The organism is Streptomyces sp. NPDC058051 (assembly GCF_042885475.1).
Lineage (GTDB): Bacteria > Actinomycetota > Actinomycetes > Streptomycetales > Streptomycetaceae > Streptomyces.
Window position 1 is genome coordinate 1 of the sequence record NZ_JBHVRW010000025.1, and the last position, 19,205, is coordinate 19,205.

General features: G+C 73.0%; 7 protein-coding genes. 2 read left to right on the plus strand and 5 right to left on the minus strand.

The window, feature by feature from the left end; genetic code table 11:
* Positions 1–417: 417 nt before the first annotated feature.
* From ACFVUT_RS29975 to ACFVUT_RS29985, 3 genes are all read right to left on the minus strand, one after another.
* Positions 418–7,698 carry an amino acid adenylation domain-containing protein gene (locus ACFVUT_RS29975; RefSeq protein ID WP_389655735.1) on the minus strand — a complete coding sequence of 2,427 codons (7,281 nt, stop codon included), beginning with the start codon at positions 7,696–7,698 and terminating at the stop codon, positions 418–420.
* Positions 7,695–14,237, minus strand: a complete 6,543-nt coding sequence (locus ACFVUT_RS29980) for an amino acid adenylation domain-containing protein (RefSeq protein WP_389655737.1) — start codon at positions 14,235–14,237, stop codon at positions 7,695–7,697. The genes ACFVUT_RS29975 and ACFVUT_RS29980 overlap by 4 nt, the downstream gene beginning before the upstream one ends.
* Before the next feature lie 111 nt (positions 14,238–14,348).
* The gene (locus ACFVUT_RS29985; protein ID WP_389655892.1) at positions 14,349–15,269 is read right to left on the minus strand and encodes a TauD/TfdA family dioxygenase; all 921 of its coding nucleotides are present in this window, start codon (positions 15,267–15,269) and stop codon (positions 14,349–14,351) included.
* 286 nt (positions 15,270–15,555) lie between these two features.
* Between ACFVUT_RS29985 and ACFVUT_RS29990 the strand changes: the two genes are divergently transcribed.
* Entirely contained in the window at positions 15,556–16,974 is a 1,419-nt protein-coding gene (locus ACFVUT_RS29990) for an MFS transporter (RefSeq protein WP_389655739.1), read from the plus strand.
* A 103-nt stretch (positions 16,975–17,077) separates the two neighbouring features.
* Positions 17,078–17,503 carry an aspartate 1-decarboxylase gene (panD, locus tag ACFVUT_RS29995; RefSeq protein ID WP_389655741.1) on the plus strand — a complete coding sequence of 142 codons (426 nt, stop codon included), beginning with the start codon at positions 17,078–17,080 and terminating at the stop codon, positions 17,501–17,503.
* A gap of 141 nt (positions 17,504–17,644) precedes the next feature.
* Here panD and ACFVUT_RS30000 read toward each other — a convergent pair whose 3' ends face one another.
* Together ACFVUT_RS30000 and ACFVUT_RS30005 are read right to left on the minus strand one after the other, a co-directional pair.
* Positions 17,645–18,418, minus strand: coding sequence for a LuxR C-terminal-related transcriptional regulator (locus tag ACFVUT_RS30000; protein ID WP_389655743.1), 774 nt, complete (start codon positions 18,416–18,418; stop codon positions 17,645–17,647).
* On the minus strand, positions 18,415–19,035 hold the full coding sequence (locus ACFVUT_RS30005) for a response regulator transcription factor (protein ID WP_389655745.1): 621 nt from the start codon (positions 19,033–19,035) through the stop codon (positions 18,415–18,417). The genes ACFVUT_RS30000 and ACFVUT_RS30005 overlap by 4 nt, the downstream gene beginning before the upstream one ends.
* Positions 19,036–19,205: the final 170 nt, after the last annotated feature.

The window sequence follows — 19,205 nt, forward strand, 5'->3', positions numbered from 1 at the left end:
TCACCGAGATGCTGCCCACCCCGGAACACGCCTGGCTCACCGACGACCAGGGCAACGCCTACACCTCCGAACTCCGCTTCGTCGCCGTCGACCAGCACGACTGAGAGCGGGAACACTCCCTGACGGGGTGCCCGGCCGCCGAGGCCGGGCACCCCGTCCGTCATGTCCGCCCTCGTTGACGGGGCCGGACCGGACCTCCCTCCGGTCCGGCCCCGTCAACGAGGGCTTCGGCGGAACGGGCCAAGGCCCCGAGGACCTCCCCGTCCGACGGCATCCCGGCCGGGCCCATCCCGGCCGGGCCCATCCCGGCCGGGCACCGAGGGAGCCGGTGGCGCGGACCGCACCTCCCGCCGTGTCCGGGCAGCAGTGAGCCCGGCCGGGGGCGCCGGCCGGGCTCTGTCGGTGCTCCCGCGAGGGTCAGCCGAGCAGCCTGGCCAGGGTGTCGGCCAGGGAGGTGACGTGCGGGAGGCGCATGACGCCGAAGTGGTCGCCGGGGACTCGGTGGGCCTCGACGGAGGCGTTCAGTTCCCGCCAGCGGTCCAGATACTCCTGGTAGGTCTGGCCGAGGGCCACCTCGTGTTCCCCGCGGGCGAGTTCATCGCTGATGACCAGGTGAAGGGTGCCGGGGTAGTAACGGTGCCGGTAGGTGAGCGTCATCTCCATCACCTCGCGCCACATCCGGGCGGACGGCAGCCAGACGTCGGCGCCGTTCCGCTCGGGGAGCACGATTCCGGTCGCCGGGTCGACGTCGTCCACCAGGTGGTTCAGCAGCTTCAGGATCTCGTCGCGCAGCGGACCGGTGTCCTCCTCCGGTCCGGCCGCGGCCAGTTCCTCCAGCTTGGCCGTGCAGCTCTCGATCAGCCGGAACTCCTCCCACAAGCCCTGCCGTTCATGGCTGTCCAGGCCCGGGTCGAGCAGGATGAAGGTCACCTCCTCACCGTCCGCCTTCAGCCGGTCCGCCACCTCGGCGGTGATCCCGCTGCCGCCGCACCAGCCGAGCAGCCGGTAGGGGCCGTGCGGGCGTGCCTGCCGGATCTCGGCGAGATACCGCCCGGCCATCTCGGCGGCGGTGGGCACCGGCCGGCCCGGGCCGGACTGGAGTCCGGGCCACTCCAGGGCGGCGACCGGCAGGTCCTCGTCCAGGTGCGGGACCAGCCGCTGGTACCAGTGGGCGCTGCCGCCGCCGGGGTGGACGCAGAACAGCGGGGCCTGTCCGCCCTCCTTGCGCAGCCACATCAGCGCACTGCGCGCGCCGTCGCCGGTCGCGCCACGTTCCGCCGCGGCGGCGATGGCATCCAGCGTCTGGTGCTCCACGAAGGCCCGTACGGTCAGTTCCAGGCCATGGCGTTCGCGCAGCAGCGCGATGGCCCGCAGGATCAGCAGGGAGTGCCCGCCGAGCAGGAAGAAGTCGTCGTGGGCACCGACCCGTTCGATGTCCAGGACCTCCTCCCAGACCTCGGCCAGAGCCCGTTCGGCGGCGGTACGCGGTGCCACCACGTCGTCACCCGTGCTGATGCCGCCGGGAGCGGGCAACGCGGCGCGGTCCACCTTGCCGTTGGCGTTCACCGGAAGTTCGTCCAGCCGGACCCAGGCGCTGGGCACCAGGAAGGCGGGAACCCGCTGCCGCAGCGTGGATCGTAGGGCCGCCGGGTCGAAGGCGGTGCGTTCGTCCAGAGCGACATAGCCGACCAGCCGCTTGTCGCCGTCGGGCCCCGGATGCAAGGCCGCCGCCGCGCCGCGCACTCCGGGCAGCCTGTTCAGGCCGGCCTCCACCTCGCCGAGCTCGATGCGGTGGCCGCGCACCTTGACCTGGTGGTCGCGGCGGCCCAGGAAGTGGATCACGCCGTCCGGGTCCTGGCGGACCATGTCCCCGGTCCGGTACAGCCTGTCGCCCGGCCAGGTGCCGGTGGGGTCGGGAACGAAGCGGTCAGCGGTCAGCGCCGGCCTGCCCAGATAGCCGCGGGCGACCCCCGGCCCGCCGAGCAGCAGTTCCCCGGCGACGCCGTAGGGCACCGGATTCAGGTCCTCGTCGGTGACCAGCGCGGTGGTGTGCGCGACCGGCGGGCCGATGGGGATGGGCCGGGCCGTCTGCTCCACGGTGATGGCGTGCTGTCCGGTGCTGAAGGTGGTGCACTCGGTCGGCCCGTACATGTTGCTGACCGGCAGCCCGTGGGCGAGCGCGGTCCGCACCCGGCCGGGGATGAGCACATCCCCGCCGGCCAGCAGCGCGCGCAGCCCGGTCAGGGCCTCGGGGCAGCTCTCCACCATCAGATGGAAGAGGCCGGCGGTGAGGAACGCGACGGTGACCCGCTGCTCGCGCAGGACCTCGGCGATGCCCGCCGTGGTGGGAGTGCCGGGCGGGGCGAACGCCAGCCGGCCGCCGTTGCCCAGCGCTCCCCACATCTCGAAGGTGGAGGCGTCGAAAGCCAGGGGAGACACCACCAGAACGGTGTCCTGCGGCCCGAGCCGGGCGTGGCTCTCGTCGTGCACCAGCCGCACCACGTTGCGGTGCGTGACCTGAACTCCCTTGGGGCGTCCGGTCGATCCTGAGGTGTAGATGACATAGGCGGTGTTGTCCGGGGAGAGCGCCGACTCCGGCTCGGTCTCCGGCTGCGCCTCCAGCTCGGCCCGGTCCGTGTCCAGCAGCACGGTCGAGGGGCCGTCCGCGAACAGTCCGGTCAGGCGGTCGGCCAGATCGCTGCGGGTGACCAACAGCCCGGCGCCGGAGTCGGAGAGCAGAAGACTGATCCGCTCCTCGGGGTACTCCGGATCGATCGGCACGTAGCAGCCGCCCGCCTTCATCACGCCGAGCAGGGCGATCACCGTCTCCGGGCCGCGTTCCAGGCACACCGCGACGGGGTCCTCGGCGCGCACCCCGCGGGCACGCAGCAGGTGGGCGAACCGGTTGGCACGGGACTGGAGTTCGCCGTAGGTGACGGTGGAGTGCGCGTCGGCCAGCGCGATGTCCTGCGGCCGGGGGTGACGGGAGATCAGCTCCGGCAGGGTCACCTCGGGCGGCAGCGGCCGGGTGCCGGGGGCGACGGTCGGCGCCGTCAGCAGCGGCGCGCGGAAGGCGGCGGGGGAGGTCTCCGGCCGCTCGGCCATGGTCCGCAACACCTCGATGAACGTGGCGGCCATCGCCTCCAGCCGTGCCCGGCCGGCCCAGCCCGGACGGCAGGTCATCCGCAGTTCGCCGGGGAACGTCCACACGTCGAGGGTGAACTCGTTGGGGCTGCTGTCGGTGACGGTGTCCGGGGCGGTACCGGGGGTGTCCAGCACATGGAAGTCGAGATAGCCGAAGACCACGTCGATCAGCGGGACACCGGTGCCCCACTCGCGCTGCATGGCGGGCAGGGGATAGCGGCGGTGCGGCCAGAGGGCCGCCTCCTCGGCGAAGACCGAGCGCAGCAGCTTCTCCCAGCTGGGCCGGTCCAGATCCACCGCGAACGGCACGGTGTTGAGGTACATACCGCGCACCTCGTCACCGTCCGGCAGTTCGGGACGGCCGTTGCAGACCGCGCCGGCGAAGAAGCGGCGCTGCCCGGAGATCAGGCCGAGCAGCTTCAGATGGGCGGCGTACAGCACCGTCTTGAGGGAGGTTCCGGTGCGGGCGGCGAGCCCGCGCAGCGCGGGATCCAGAGCGGCCCAGGAGACGCGGATCTCATGGGCGGGGCCGCCGGACTCGTCGGCCGCGGTCGGCGCGGGCAGCTCCAGCCGGGGGTAGTCGCTGATCCGTCCCTGCCAGAAAGCCCGGTCCTCGGGGGAGTCGACTGCCTGCCGCTCCAGCGCGACGAAGTCGGCGTAGCGGGCGCGCGGCGGCCGGCTGACGGGGCAGTCGGCGTCGTCCCGGATGCGGCCGTAGTCGGAACGGATCTCCTGGATCACCGAGTGGTGGCTCCAGCCGTCCAGGATCGCATGGCACTCGGTATGGGTGAGCGTCCAGGTGCGCTCGCCGGTGAGGTGCACGTGGTAGCGCAGCAGCGGAGCGTGCTCCAGATCGAACGGCAAGCGCTGCTCGGCGGCACGGAACTCCGCGAGGGCGGCCCGCCGGCCGTCCGGTGTCAGGCCACGCAGATCGGTGAACCCGACCTCTGCCTGCGCCCGCAGGTGCACCAGCTGCAGCGGCCCGGAGAAGCCGGACAGCCGGAAGGAGGTGCGCAGGATCTCGTGCCGGTCGACGAGCCGCCGGACCGCCTCGCGCAGCGCGGGCAGGGAGAACGGTCCGTCGTCGGTGAAGTCGAAACTGCAGACGTTCTGGTACGTGTTGCTCTCCGGGTCGGCCAGCAGCTCGTAGACCATGCCGGCCTGGACCTCGCCCAGCGGGTAGGCGTCGGCCAGTCCGTCCGGCAGCCGCTCCCGGTCGGCCGGGTCCAGTTGGGTGAACGGTTCCACCAGCTGGTGCCGTTGTCCCGTGGCGGAGGACTCGGCGGCCACGGTGGCGAGCCCGGCGACGGTGGGGTGGGTGAACAGATGCTGCACGGACAGGGTCAGACCGCGGCCCTGGAGGGCTCCGACCGCGCGGATGGCACGAATGGAGTCGCCGCCGAGGTCGAAGAACCGGTCGTGGACGCCGACCCGGTCCAGATCGAGCGCGGCGGCCAGCTCCTCGGCGATCGCGTGCTCCACCGGGGTGCGGGGGGCGGTGTACTCCCCGGTCCGGCTGTCGCGACTGAGGTCGGGGGCGGGCAGCGCCTTGCGGTCGGTCTTGCCGCTGGCGGTCAGCGGCAGCGTGTCCAGCACCATCCAGTCGCCGGGCACCATGGCGTCCGGCAGCCGCTCCCGCAGCCAGGTCCGGATCTTGTCGGTGTCGGGTGCGGTGGCGATGCCGGCTGCGGGGGCCGGTGCGGGACGGGCGGTGAGATAGGCCACCAGCCGCTGGTGGTGCACGGCGACGGTGGCCATGGCGACTGCGGGGTGCTCGCGGAGCACCGCCTCGACCTCGCCCAGCTCGATGCGCTGGCCCCGGATCTTCACCTGGTGGTCCAGACGGCCCAGGTAGTCGATGGAACCGTCCGGCAGATAGCGGGCCAGGTCGCCGGTGCGGTACAGCCGTTCGCCAGGTGTAGCGCCGAAGGGGTCGGGGACGAAGCGGTCGGCGGTCAGTGCCGGCCTGCCGAGGTAGCCGCGGGCCAGCTGGACGCCGCCGAGCAGCAGTTCGCCCGGGACGCCGACCGGGACCGGGCGCAGCGCCGCGTCCACGATGTGGGTGCGGGTGTTGGCGATGGGCTTTCCGATGGTGACCCGCTGTCCGGGGACGCAACGGGCGCTGGTGACGTCCACGGCGGCCTCGGTCGGGCCGTAGAGGTTGTGCGGGGCGACGCCGAGGCGCTCGGCCGAGGCGGTGACCAGGTCCGCCGGCAGCGCCTCGCCGCTGCACATGACGCGGCGCACCGAGGGCAGTCGGGTGCCGGGGCCGGAGAGGAAGGCCCGCAGCATGGACGGGACGAAGTGCAGGGTGGTGATGGACTCCTCGGCGATGATCCGGGCCAGGTAGTCGGGGTCGCGGTGGCCGCCGGGGCGGGCCATCACCAGGGTGGCGCCGGTGGCCACCGGCCAGAAGAACTCCCAGACCGAGACGTCGAATCCCATGGGTGTCTTCTGGAGCACCCGGTCGGTGGCGTCGAGGCCGAACTCCTCCTGCATCCAGTGCAGTCGGTTCACGATCGCCCGGTGCTCCACCAGCACGCCCTTGGGGCGGCCGGTGGATCCGGAGGTGTAGATGACATAGGCGGCGTCGCCGGGGCCGGGCGCGGCGCCGGTGCGCGTCCCCGGCCGGGACGGGGGGCCGTCCGGGAGCAGTCCGTCGTGGCCCAGCGGCAGTACGGTCACGTCCGCCCGGGTGTCGCCGGCCGGCCCGGCGTCGGTGCCGGTGCCGGTGCCGGTGAGCAGGATCCGGGCGCCGGAGTCGGCCAGCATGTACTGACGCCGCTCGGCGGGGAGTTCCGGCTCCAGCGGCAGGTAGGCGCTGCCCGCCTTGAGTACCCCGAGAAGCGCCACCAGCAGACCCCGGGAGCGGTCCAGGCACACTCCGGTGACGGTGCCGGGGCCCGCGCCCAGGGCGCGCAGCGCGTCGGCCACCGCGTTCGCCCGGCGGTCCAGCTCCGCGTAACTGAGCACGCCCGCCTCGTCGGTGACCGCCACGGCGTCCGGGGTGGCCGACGCCCGCGTCTCGAACAGGCCGTGCAGGGTGCCGCCCGGATAGCGGACGGAGGTGTCGTTCCAGTCGTGCAGCACCTGCTGCCGCTCCGGCCCGGACATCAGTTCCAGTCCGGCGACCGGCGCATCCGGCTCGGCGACGGCGGCGGCCAGCAGCCGGGAGAAGTGGCCGGCCATGCGTTCGGCGGTCGCCGGGTCGAACAGCGCGGTGGCGTAGTTGAGTCCACCGGAGAGCGAACCGTCCGGCCGCTCGGTGACGCTCAGCGTCAGATCGAACTTGGCGGTGGTCTCGCCGATCGCCGCCCGATCCACGGCCGGCATCCCCCCACCGCAGTCATCGGTCCGGGCGGTGTCCTGTCCGTCGACGCCCTCCCAGAGGAACATCGTGGCGAAGAGCGGGGTGCGGGACGGGTCGCGTTCCGGGGCGAGGGCGTTGACCAGCCGCTCGAAGGGCACCTCCTGGTGGCCGTAGTCGTCCAGCGCGCCCTCCCGCAGCCGGGTCAGCACCTCGGCGAATCCGGGGTCGCCGGACAGATCCGTGCGCAGCACCAGGGTGTTGAGGAAGAGCCCCAGCATCTCCTGGGTCTCCGGCCGGTCCCGGCCGGAGACAGGGGTGCCGACCGCGATGTCGCTGCTGCCGGTGTACCGGCTCAGCAGCACCTGGAAGGCGGCGAGGCAGGCCATGAACGGGGTGGCGCCGTGCTCGTGCGCCAGCCGGGTGAGAGCAGCGGCCACCTCGACGGGCACGGTGAACGGCGCGACCGCCCCGGCCTCGTCGCGGACCGCCGGGCGGGGCCGGTCGGTGGGCAGCTCCAGCGGGGCGAGCCCCGCCAGCCGCTTCCGCCAGTGGCCGAGCCCCTCCTCCACCCGTTCCTCGGTGAGCCGTTCGCGCTGCCACACCGCGAAGTCCGCGTACTGGAGGGCCGGCGGTACCGGCGGCGGCGCATCCTCGCCGGCCAGCCGCCGGTAGTGCTCGGTCACCTCGCGGACCAGCAGGTCCTCCGACCGGCCGTCCGCCGCGATGTGGTGCACGGTCACGAAGAGCATGTGCTCCTCGGCCGCGCACCGGGCCAGTACCGCCCGGAGCACCGGTCCGGCGGCCAGGTCCACCGGCTGCCGCTCCGAGGTGCCCAGCGCGGCCAGGCGGCGGGCTCGGTCCGCCGCGTCCAGCCCGGCCAGATCCGTCTCGGTGATCTCCACCGGCGCGGGCGGGTCGATCACCTGAGTGGGTTCGCCGTCGATGACCGGGTAACGGGTGCGCAGCACCTCGTGCCGTGCCACCAGGGCGTCCAGCGCTCCGCGCAGTGCCCGGTCGTCCAGGGGGCCGCGCAGCCGCAGTGCGGCCGTCATCAGGTAGGTGGTGGTGCCCGGGCTCAGCCGGTCCAGTACCCACAGCCGCTGCTGGGCGAAGGAGAGCGGCAGTGGGCCGCCGCGCGGGGCGGGGGAGATCCCGTCGGCCGGGGACGATGCTGCGGTGCCTCGCAGCCGCTGGTTCAGCAGCCGGGCGCGGAGTGTGGCGGGGTCGAGAGTCTGGTGCGTCATCGTGCGCCTTCCCGGGTCAGTAGTTCTGCGACCTCGGCGTCGGAGAGCTGGGCGATTGCGGCCTCGACGGCCTCGGTCACGGCCGCCGCGAGGGCGGCGACCGTGGTGTTCTCGAAGAGCCGGCGCAGAGGGAGATCCACCGCGAACGTCTCCCGGATCCGGGCGAGCACCCGGGTGGCCAGCAGCGAGTGGCCGCCCAGAACGAAGAAGTCGTCCTCGACGCCGACCCGTTCGAGGCCGAGCGTCTCGGCCCAGATCGCGGCCAGCACCTCCTCGGCCGGATCCCGGGGCGCCACGTGGGCGCGTTCGGCGGTGGCGGCCGGCGTGGGCAGTGCCTTGCGGTCGATCTTCTGGCTGGAGGTCATCGGCAGCGTGTCCAGGATGCTCCACAGCGCCGGGACCATGTACTCCGGCAGCCGGTCCCGCAGATGATCGCGGAGCTGGGCCGGGTCCGGAGCGGCGGCGCCGTCCCGGCCGGTCACATAGGCGGCCAGCTGACGGTTGCCCGGCGTGATCTCGGGTGCGGTGACGGCCGCCGCTCCGACGCCGGGGTGCCCGGTGAGAGCGGCCTCGATCTCGCCGAGTTCGATGCGCAGCCCGCGGATCTTGACCTGCTGGTCGATCCGGCCCAGGAACTCCAGGGTGCCGTCCGGGCGGTACCGCACCAGGTCGCCGGTCCGGTACAGCCGCTCGCCCGCCCCGCCGAACGGGTCGGGCACGAACTGCTCGGCGGTCAGCTCCGGCCGCCGGTAGTAGCCGCGGGCCAGTCGGACGCCGCCGACGCAGAGTTCGCCGGGGACGCCGAGCGGAACCGGGCGCTGCCCGGAGTCCAGAACGTAGGCGCGGGTGCCGGCGAACGGGCGGCCCAGCGGCATGGAGGCGGTGTCCCGCTGCCCGTCCTGCTCGCCGGTCTCGGTGTGCAGCAGGCAGGTGACGGTGGCCTCGGTGGGGCCGTAGCAGCAGACGAACCGGCCGGGCAGCCCGCTGTCCTTCCACAGCCGGGCGTCGGCCACGGTGACTACGTCGCTGCTGAGGTTGATCAGCTTCAGGCCGGTGAGCATGCCGGTGTCGTAGCTCATCGCCTCCCGGTAGTAGGCCGGGGTGGTCTCCATGACGGTGACCCCGTGCTCGGCGAGCCGGGCCGGGAGTTCGGCCGGGCTCCAGAAGAGCGGGTCGGCGATCACCACGGCGGCGCCGGTCAGCAGCGGGGCGGCGATCTGCTCCATCGAGACGTCGAAGGTCAGCGAGGAGAGCTGGACCACCCGCTCACCGGGACCGATGCCGTAGGCGTCGGCGGCGATCCGGCAGTGGTGGGCGTAGGCGCGGTGGTCGATCATCACCCCCTTGGGACGGCCGGTGGAGCCGGAGGTGTAGATGATGTAGGCGAGATGGTCCGCCGCCGCCGGGAACTCCGGCGTGCCCGCGGGTACGTGAACGTCGTCGTCTGCGGCGTCCACGGCGTCGACGACCAGCAGCCGGAAGTCACCGGTGAAGGCGTCCGCACGGTCGGCGGTGGTGACCACGAACCGCGCCCCGGAGTCCTCCAGGGTCTGGGCGAGGCGCCGCTCCGGATGCCGCGGGTCGAGCGGTACGTACACCGCGCCCGCCCGCAGTACGCCGAGCAGCGTCACCACGGCGTCGATGCCGCGTTCCTGGCAGGAGGCCACCACGGTCTCGGGGCCGGCGCCCAGCGCGCGCAGCCGCCGGGCGAACCGGGCGGTCCGCGCCTCCAGCCCGGCGTAGCTGAGCTCTTGGGCGCCGAAGACCAGGGCGGTGGCGTCGGGGGTGCGGGCGGCCTGCCGGACAAAGAGCTCCGGTACGGTCAGGGCCCGCTCGGCCTCGGGAACGATCGCCGGCAGCCGCGCCGCGTGCGGGTCGGGCCAGCTGTCGAGCAACTGCCGCCGCTCCGCCTCGGACATCAGCTCCAACTCGGCCACGGCGGCTCCGGGCGCGGTGGTCACGGAGTCCAGCAACCGCAGGTAGTGGGCGGCCATCCGCTCCACCGTGGCGCGGTCGAAGAGCGCGGTGGCGTACTCGAACCAGCAGTGCATCCGCCCGTCCGGGCGCTCCTTCACCGTCAGAGTGAGGTCGAACTTCGCGGTCGACGGCCCCGCGTTGAGCGGCTCGGCGGTCAGCCCGCCGAGGGTGGCGGTGAGCCCGCCCATGTGCTGGTGCTCGAACATCACCTGGAACAGCGGGTTACGGGACAGGTCGCGGTCCGGTCGCAGCTCGTCCACCAGATGCTCGAACGGCACGTCCTGGTGCGCGAACGCCTCCAGGCAGGCATCCTTCACCTGGGACAGCAGTTGCCCGAAGGCCGGGTCGCCGCCCAGATCGGTGCGGATCACCAGACTGTTGACGAAGAGGCCGAGCAGCCCTTCGGTCTCCTCCCGGGGACGGGCGGCCACCGGGACACCCACCGCGAGGTCCGTGCGTCCCGTGTAGCGGCCCAGCAGCACCTGGAAGGCGCTGAGCAGGGTCATGAACGGGGTCGCTCCGTGCCGGGCGCCCAGCTCGGTCAGGGCACGGCCGGTGGCCTTGGGCACATCGACGATGACGGTGTCGCCCTCGGGGTCACGCGTGGCCGACCGGGGCCGGTCGGAGGGGAGTTCGACAGGGGTGAGGTCGCGGAGGCGGCCCAGCCAGTAGTCGAGGTGGCGCCGGGTGTCGGGGCTGTCCTCCCGGCGGCGCTGCCAGGCGGCGAAGTCGGCGTACTGGACGGGCCCCGGGCGCAGCGGCGCCGGCTGTCCGGCGGCGAGCGCGGTGTAGGCGGTGTCCAGATCGCGCAGGAACACCTTGGTGGACCAGGCGTCGAAGGCGACGTGATGGGCGGCGAGCGCCACCCAGTGGTCCACGGGGGAGGCGCGGATCACGGTGACCCGCAACGGGTGTTCGGCGGACAGGTCGAACGGGGTGCTCAGCGCCTCGTCCAGCAGCGTACGGGCGCGGCCGGCCAAGGTTTCCGCGGTGTCGCCCGTGCCGTCGACGAGGTCGATCAGCCGGAACGCCACCGGGGCCGGCGGGTCGATGAGCTGGACGGGACCGCCGCCGTGGTCCACGTACCGGGTGCGCAGCACCTCGTGGACCCGGACCACCTCGTCCAGCGCGCCTCGGAAGGCGGCGGTGTCCAGCGGGCCCCGCAGCCGCAGCGCCAGCGGGATCAGATACTCCTGGCTGCCCGGCTCCAACTGGTCCAGGAACCACATGCGCTGCTGGCCGAAGGAGAGCGGCGTCTCGCCGTCCCGCGGCACCGGGACGATGCCGTCGCCCGTGCCGCCCGTGCCGCCGGTGCCGTCCGTGCCCTGCCCGGCCTCCGCGACCACGGCGGCGCCGGTGGCCCTGTCGATGCGGGCGGCCAGGGCGGCGGGGGTGCGGTCGGCGAAGAGCTCGGCGACCGTCATCTCGATGCCGAAGGCGCGGCGCAGCCCGAAGACCAGCCGGATGGCGAGGAGTGAGTGACCACCGAGGGTGAAGAAGTCGTCGTCCAGGTCCGGTTCGGGGATCTCCAGAACTGCGGCCATGGCCTCCACGACGGCCTGCTCGGTCGCCGTACGTGCGGCCGTGCGGTCCGCTCCCGACCCGGCCGAAGGCTGCGCGGCCTCCTCCGGCCCGGGCAGCGCGCGCCGGTCCACCTTGCCACTGGCGGTCAGCGGCAGGGTGTCCAGCAGCACCAGCCGGGACGGCACGACCGCGGCGGGCAGCCGTGCGGCGAGGTGGCCCAGCAGCTCCGTCCGCAGCTCCGCGTCGGCGGCCCGCGGCGTGGCGGGCACGGCGTAGGCGGTCAGTTGCAGATCGCCGTGCGCGCCGGGCCGGGCGACGACGGCCGCGGCGGCGGCCCCGGGATGGGTCAGCAGCACCGCCTCGATCTCGGCCGGTTCGACCCGTACGCCATGGATCTTGACCTGGTCGTCCGCCCGGCCCAGGAACTCCAGGGTGCCGTCGGCCCGCCAGCGGACCAGGTCGCCGGTGCGGTACCACCGTCCGCCGGGCGCGGTGGCGTACGGGTCCGGCGCGAAGCGTTCTGCGGTCTGCCCGGGGCGGCCCAGATAGCCGCGAGCCAGTCCGACGCCGCGGACGCAGAGCTCACCGGGGACACCGATCGGGACCAGCAGGTCTCCCGGGTCCACCACGGAGACCCCGACGCCGGGCAGCGGTCCGCCGATGGCGACCGTGCCGGAACCGGGCAGGCCACTGCCCGCGTAGCGGTGCGCGGTGGAGTCGATGGAGCACTCGGTGGGGCCGTAGGTGTTGGAGATCTCCACCCCGGGCACGGCGGCGTGCGTCTGCTCGCACAGGTCGGCGGGCAGCGGCTCGCCCGCGGAGCTGATCAGTCGCAGTGCCGTGCATCGGGCCAGCGCCGGTTCCTGGACCAGCAGCCGCAGCACCGAGGGCACCAGTTGCAGCAGCGTGACCCGGTGGCGGGCCATGGCAGCCACCATCACCGAGGGATCCCGGTGTGCGTCGGCCGGGGCCATCACCACGGTGCCGCCGGAGACCAGCGGGGAGAGGAACTCCCACATGGCGGCGTCGAACCCGATGGTGGTCTTCTGCAGCAGCCGGTCGGCAGCGGTCATGGCGTACCGCTCCACCGACCACAGCACCCGGTTGCGCAGCCCGCCGTGCGTCACCACCACGCCCTTGGGAGTGCCGGTGGAGCCGGAGGTGTAGATCAGGCAGGCCGCGTCGTCCGGGCCGGCCGGGTAGGGGAGGACAGCGGGCGGCGCCGTGGTGGCGGCCACGGCCGCACCGGACCATGCGCCGTCCAGTGACAGCACCACGGCGGTCTTCGCGAAGCGACCGCGCAGCGCCTGTTCGGTGAGCACCAGGCCCGCCGCGGAGTCCGTCAGCAGGAAGTCCCGCCGGGCGTCCGGGAGATCGGGGGCCAGCGGTACGTACACACCGCCGACGGCCAGGACCGCCAGCACCGCGGTCACCAGCTCCGGGCCCCGGTGGAGGCTGACCGCGACCGGGTCGCCGGGGCGTATCCCGGCCTCGTACAGACGGTCGGTCAGATGCCGTACCCGCTCGGCGAGTTCGGCGTAACCGAGCTCGCCGCCGTCATGGACGACGGCCACCGCGCCGGGGGTGCCGGCCGCGCGGTCGAGCACCAGCCGGACCAGGCCGCGCCCGGAATGGTCCTCCCCGGCGGGGCGTGCCGCACCGTCGCCCCAGGCGGTGAGCGTGGTGCGCTCCCCGGGGGCCGTCAGCTCCAGCCGGTCCACCGGCGTGCCCGGGGCGGCGACCACCTGGCCGAGAAGGTGCAGGAAGTTCTCCGCCATCCGCTCGATCCGGTCCCGGTCGAAGAGCGCCGTGGGGTAGATGAACTCACCCCCGACGCTCCCGTCCGGACGCTCGGTCAGGTTGAGGCAGAGGTCGAAGGCGGAGCTGCGCGCGCCGCTGTCGGCCCGGCTGACTTCCAGACCCGGCAGCGAGAACGGGCGGCGGTGTGCGTTGTGCAGCGCGAAGCTGACCTGGAAGACCGGGTTGCGGCTGGTCTCCCGCTCCGGGGCGAGGGCGGCGACCACCCGCTCGAAGGGCACTTCCCGGTGGCTGTAGGCGTCCAGGGTGGTGTCCTTCACCCGGGACAGCAGCTCGTGGAAGTCCGGGGCCCCGCTCAGATCGGCGCGCATCACCACGGTGTTGAGGAACATGCCGACCAGCTGCTCCAGCCGGGCGTCGTTCCGGTCGGCCAGGGAGACGCCGACCGCGATGTCGGGCCTGCCCGAGTAGCGGGCGAGCAGCAGCTGATAGACGGCGAGCCCGGCCATGAAGAGCGTGGCGCCCCGCTCCTTGGCGAGCGCGGTGAAGCGGGAGGCCAGTGGAGCCGGCACGGTGAAGCCGACCGTGTCCCCGGCCGCGTCCCACAGTGCCGGACGCGGCCGGTCGGTGGGCAGCTCCAGGGGGGCGGTCCCCGCCAGTTGTCCCCGCCAGTAGCCGAGCTGCCGCTCCGTCTGCTCCGGCTGCGCCCGCCACCATTCGCGCTGCCACTCCGCGAAGTCCGCGTACTGGAGCTCCAGCGGCTCCAGCGGGGAGGCGGCACCGGCGGCGAACGCACCGTACAGCGAACGTAGTTCGTCGGCGAGCAGGCCCCAGGACCAGCCGTCGAAGGCGATGTGGTGGAAGGTGAGCAGCAGAGCTGTCTCCTCCGGCGCCAGCCGGACCACCGCCACCCGCCAGGGATGGTCCCGGCGCAGATCGATGGCCGTCCGGGCATGGGCGGCGCAGAGCGAGCGCAGGCTCTGTTCCCGCTGGTCGTCAGAGACGCCGCTGAGATCGGTGAACTCGGGCTTCAGCGGCTCGGGTTCGTCGATGACCTGGACGGCGCGGCCGTCCTCGTCGACGTACCGGGTGCGCAGTACTTCGTGCCGGGCGGCTATCTCGGTGAGCGCGGCGGTCAGGGCGTCGGTGTCCAGCGGGCCCCTGATCCTGAAGGTTTCGTGCATCAGGTACTCGGCGGCATCACCCGACCTGAGCTGGTCGAGCAGCCACAGCTGTTCCTGTGCGAAGGACAGCGGATAACCGCCGTCGACGGTTGCCATCGGTCGTGTCTCCCTGAGCGAGTGGTGGTGAGGGCCAGTGCAAGGGGTGATGAGCGGCGGGGGGACGAGTCCGGTCGGGGCAGGAGTGCGGACCTGCCGGGGCGGGGGCGGTCAGCCCTGCTCGACCGGTCCGCCGGAGGGCTCGGCCATCGCGACGGCGATCTTCCGGGGACCGGTGAACGGCTCCCGGGCGTGTGCGGCAAGCATGTTGTCCACGACCAGTACGTCGTCCTGCTGCCAGTCGAAACGCCGCAGTTCGGAGCGGTAGCAGTCCCGCAGATGGGCCACCACCTCGTCCGGCACCGGGGCGCCGTCGCCGTAGTAGGTGTTGGTCGGCAGATCCGCCTCGTCGTACATCTCCCGCAGCGCGGCGCAGACATCGGGCTGGAGCGTGGTGACGTGGAAGAACGTCAGGTGGTTGAACCACACCCGCTCCCCGGTGACCGGGTGGTGGTGCACGGCCTCGCGGCGGGCGCGGGTGCGCAGGCCCCCGGCAGTCCACTCGGCGCTCACACCGTTGCGCGCGCAGTACGCCTCGACCTGCGCGCGATCCTCGGTGTTGAAGGCGTGCTGCCAGGGAACCCCGAATCCCTCGGTGAAGTTGCGCACCACCATCCAGCCGCGGGCGGCGAACTCCTCCCGCACGTGCGGATCGATGGCGGCCAGCACCCGCCGGGTGTCGGCGAGCGGAGTGGAGCCGAGAGTGTCGGGCGGGGTCACACAGAGGAAGAACAGCGTCAACGGCCAGGTGGCCTGGTAGGAGTTCTCGTTGTGAAGGAAGATCTCCTCCGACGGCGGATAGTCGGTCGAGGTGTAGACCTGGCCCTTGATGGTGGAACGGGGCGAGGAGCGCTCGGCATAGGTCAGCGGCTCACCGCCCACGGTGCGCACCGTCCGTTCGAAGCCGTCCACCCCGTCCTGCCCGAAACCGCGCAGCAGCACCGCGCCGTGCTCACGCAGCCGGGCGCGGATCTCGGGGCGGGCGGTGGCCAGCCGGGCCGTCGGGGAACCCCGGCCCGGCACCGCGGTGATCAGATGGGGAAGCGTCTGTCCGGGCGCCGGCCGCTCGGCGGCCGGCGGCGCTGAAGGGTGAGCAGTCATCCCGTCAGGGTCGGCGTACCCGGCTCGCCCCGGCAGAGAACATCCGGCGGAGTCTTTGGCAGGGCGGGGGTGTCCCTTTCTGCGCGTCCTTCCCTGGGCCGGTCCGCCGGTGCCGGGCACGCTGACGGCACCGTGCGGCTCGTCCGTCCAACCGGTGTGGCGAGCATCCCGTGCGGCTGTTGAGAGGACTGCCATGTCGGAGCGAAGGGATGAGCCGATGAGCACGGCTGCCGACGACGCCCGTGCCGTTCCCAAGGTGCCGCCGCTGCGGCGCAACCGGGATTTCCTGCTGCTGTGGAGTGGTTCAGCGGTGGCGATCATCGGTTCCACGGCGTCCACGGTGGCCTATCCGCTGCTGGTGCTGGCCGTGACGGGCTCGGCGTCCGCCGCGGGGGTGGTCGGCTTCGTGGTGCTGCTTCCGGCACTGCTCCTCCAGCTTCCGGCCGGCGTGCTCGTCGACCGCTGGAACCGCAAGCGGGTGATGATCTGGTGCGACGCCTTGCGTGCGGTCGGCGCGGCGACCGTCGTGCTGGCGTTGCTGGCGGGCGAACTACGTCTGGTTCATGTGATGGTGGTCGGCTTCGCGGAGGGCACGCTCACCGTACTCAACGGTCTGGCCTCCACCGCCGCGGTGCCCAACGTGGTGCATCCGAGCCAGCTTTCGGTGGCGCTCGCCGGGAACGAGGCGCGCGGCCGGGCAGCCACCATGATCGGTACCCCGCTGGGCGGCATTCTCTTCGGCCTCGGCCGGGTGGCGCCGTTCGTGCTGGAGACCTTCGCCTATCTCGTGTCGCTGATGTCGTTGCTGTGCATCCGGAAGGACTTCCAGGCGGCTCGCCCCGGCGATGTGGCGCGCGCGGAGGCCGTTTCGGACGACGGCGCGGCAGCGGGCAGCCGCCGTACCCGGATCCTGCGGCAGGCGGGCCGGATGGTGGAGGGGCTGGTCTGGCTCTGGAAGCGGCCGTTGCTGCGCACCACGGCTCTGCTGGTGGCCGGGAGCAATCTGGTCTTCCGCGCGCTCTTCCTGGTGATGATCGTGCTGCTCGCCGAGGAGGGCGCCGGTCCCGCCGCGGTCGGTCTCCTGATCGGCGTCGCCGGAGCCTGCGGAATGCTCGGCTCGCTGGTCGCCGGGTGGTGCGGGCGCCATCTGAGGATGAACGCCCTGGTGATCAGCGCCAACTGGATCTGGGCGCTGCTGATGTGCGTGCTGGCCTTCGGCGGCGGGCTGTGGCCGGCCGCGATCGCCTACACGGCGATGTGGTTCGTCGGACCCATCTGGAACGTGGCGGTGGGCAGTTACCAGCTGGCCGTCACCCCCGACGAGCTGCGCGGCCGGGTGCTGAGCGCCTCCAGCCTGCTCGCCAACGGAGCGCTGCCGCTGGGCGCGCTCCTCGGCGGCCTGCTGCTGGACGGCCTGGGCGTACGAGCGGCGGCGACGGTGCTGGCCGGGTGGATGGTCCTGATGGCGCTGGCCGCCACCCTCGCCGGGCCGGTACGCCGGGCCACCATGACCGTGATCGCCGACCCGTCCGCTCCGTCCACGGCCCCTTCGCCCCCCGAACCCGACACGGTCCCGTCCCGACCGTCCTCCCCGTCCGAGCCGTCCGTGCCCGTCGCGGCGGCGGACTCGCGCTGAGCGGCCGGGCACCTGCCCGGCCCCAGCGGTGCGGCCGTGTCCGACCTGACGGCGGTGCGTCCGAACATCCCCCTCCGTATCAGAGTCATCTGGAGACAAAGTCATGCTGCGCACCATGTTCAAGTCCAAGATCCACCGGGCGACCGTCACTCAGGCGTGTCTCCACTACGTCGGATCGCTGACGATCGACGAGGACCTGATGGATGCCGCCGATCTGCTCCCCGGGGAGCAGATCCAGATCGTCGACATCACCAACGGCGCGCGTCTGGAGACCTATGTGATCCCCGGGGAGCGCGGCAGCGGCATCATCGGAGTCAACGGCGCGGCGGCCCGGCTGGTGCAGCCCGGCGACCTCGTCATCATCATCTCCTACGCCTCCGTGGCGGACGCCGAGGCCAAGGCGCTGGTGCCCCGCGTCGTCCATGTGGACCAGGACAACCGCCAGGTCCAGGAGACCGGTTCGGACCTGGCGGAGCCGGCCCCGGGCAGCGGCACGCTCCGCGGCGATCTCGTCCAGCCGCGGCACTGAGGCCGGGCACCGGTCCCAGGGGGTGGTTGCCTCTGGGACCGGTACCCGGCCGGAGGCACCGGACGGTGACCGGTGCCGGTTCCCCCGGACAACGGCAAGGCGCTGTCCGGGAACGGGCGGGAGGCGGGCGGTGCGGACCGGTCAGATCAGACCGGTCCGCACCGCGCGTGCGACCGCGTGGGCGCGGTTGCGCACCTGGAGCCGGGCCATCAGCTCGTAGATGACGTTCTTGACGGTGTGTTCCGAACAGGACAGCAAGCGGGCGATCACCGCGTTGCCGTGACCCTCGGCGACCAGAGTCAGCACCACCGCCTGGCGCGGGGTGAGCGGGGCCGCCGCGTTCGGCACCCGGCCCGCGTCGAGAGCCGGTGCCACGGGCCCCCCGCCGACGTGCTGGGCGCCGCCCAGCAGACGGACCAGTACGCCGTAGGGCACCCGCCCGTCGCCGTGGTGGGCGGAGTGCACGGCAGCCATGAGTTGCACCGGGCTGGCGTCGGCGGCCCGCAGGATCGTCCGGGCGCCCGCCCGTACCGCCCGCAGCACGCTGTCCGGGGACACCAGATGGGCGGCCACCAGAACGCCCTGCCGGTCCTGATCCCGGGATCCCGGAGCCGGGCAGGACTCCACCGCCTCGTCGACGGTGCGGCCGGCGGCCAGCAGCACCAGCCCGGGGCGCGGCTCGGCCCGGTCGGCGAGCGGGATCCCGGCACCGGCGAGCCGCTGGTGCCAGGACTGCCGCAGGCCGTCGTCCGCGGCCCGCACATGGACGCTCACCGGTGCGTGCGGATGCGGTACGCGACCGCCCGGAAGGGCGCCGGTCGGAGGTCTGCCGGGGAGCCGCGTACCGGCCGGGGCGGGACGGTCCGGTGAGCGGACCTCCTGGGCCGGGCGGCCGGTCAGCGTCGCGGCGTTCACAGCAGACCCGCCCGCAGTGCGTAGGCGACCGCGTGGGCGCGGTTCTTCAGCCGGAACCGCTGCGTGATGTCGTGCAGCACCGTGGTCACCGTCCGCACCGAATAGCAGAGTTCGTTCGCTATCTCGCTGGTCTCACGGCCGTCGGCGACCAGCCGCAGCACCGCGTGTTCACGGTCGCTGAGTCCGGCCGCGCCCCAGGCGTCCGGGACCTGCGCGGCGGAGTCCTCCGCGCGGTGCTCCAGCAGTCCGTCCAGCAGGTCGGGCGGCACGGTGCAGTCACCACCGGCCGCGGCCAGTACGGCGTGTGCCAGCCGTGGGCCGCTGGTCTCGCGGCGGCGCAGCAGGCCCCGGGCACCCGTGGCGATGGCGTGCAGCGCTTCCGCCGGGGCCAGTTCGGCGGCCACCAGGACGACCTGCGGGCGGTGTTCGGCGGCCCGGGTGCGGCGCACCAGATCCAGAACCGGGTCGGCCACCCGGTCGACCACCACCACCGTGACGTCCGGCCGCTGCCCCTCGGTGACCGGACGCACTTCCGGACTGTCCTCCAGTGCGCTTCGCGTGCCTGCCTCCAGCACGGGATCCAGCGCAATGACGCTTACTCGCACCGGCTCTTGCATAGGTTCTCCCTCTCGGTTCTGCTGGCCCTCGCCAGTGACACCGATCATGGGAACCGTGGCTGCGCCCGGCATCGGTGCGCCACACCCAGATTTGCGCCATCCCGTCGGTCCGGGCGCCGCCGGGCATCTCACCGCCGGGCGAAGGACGGGGCGATGCGGGGGCGGAACTG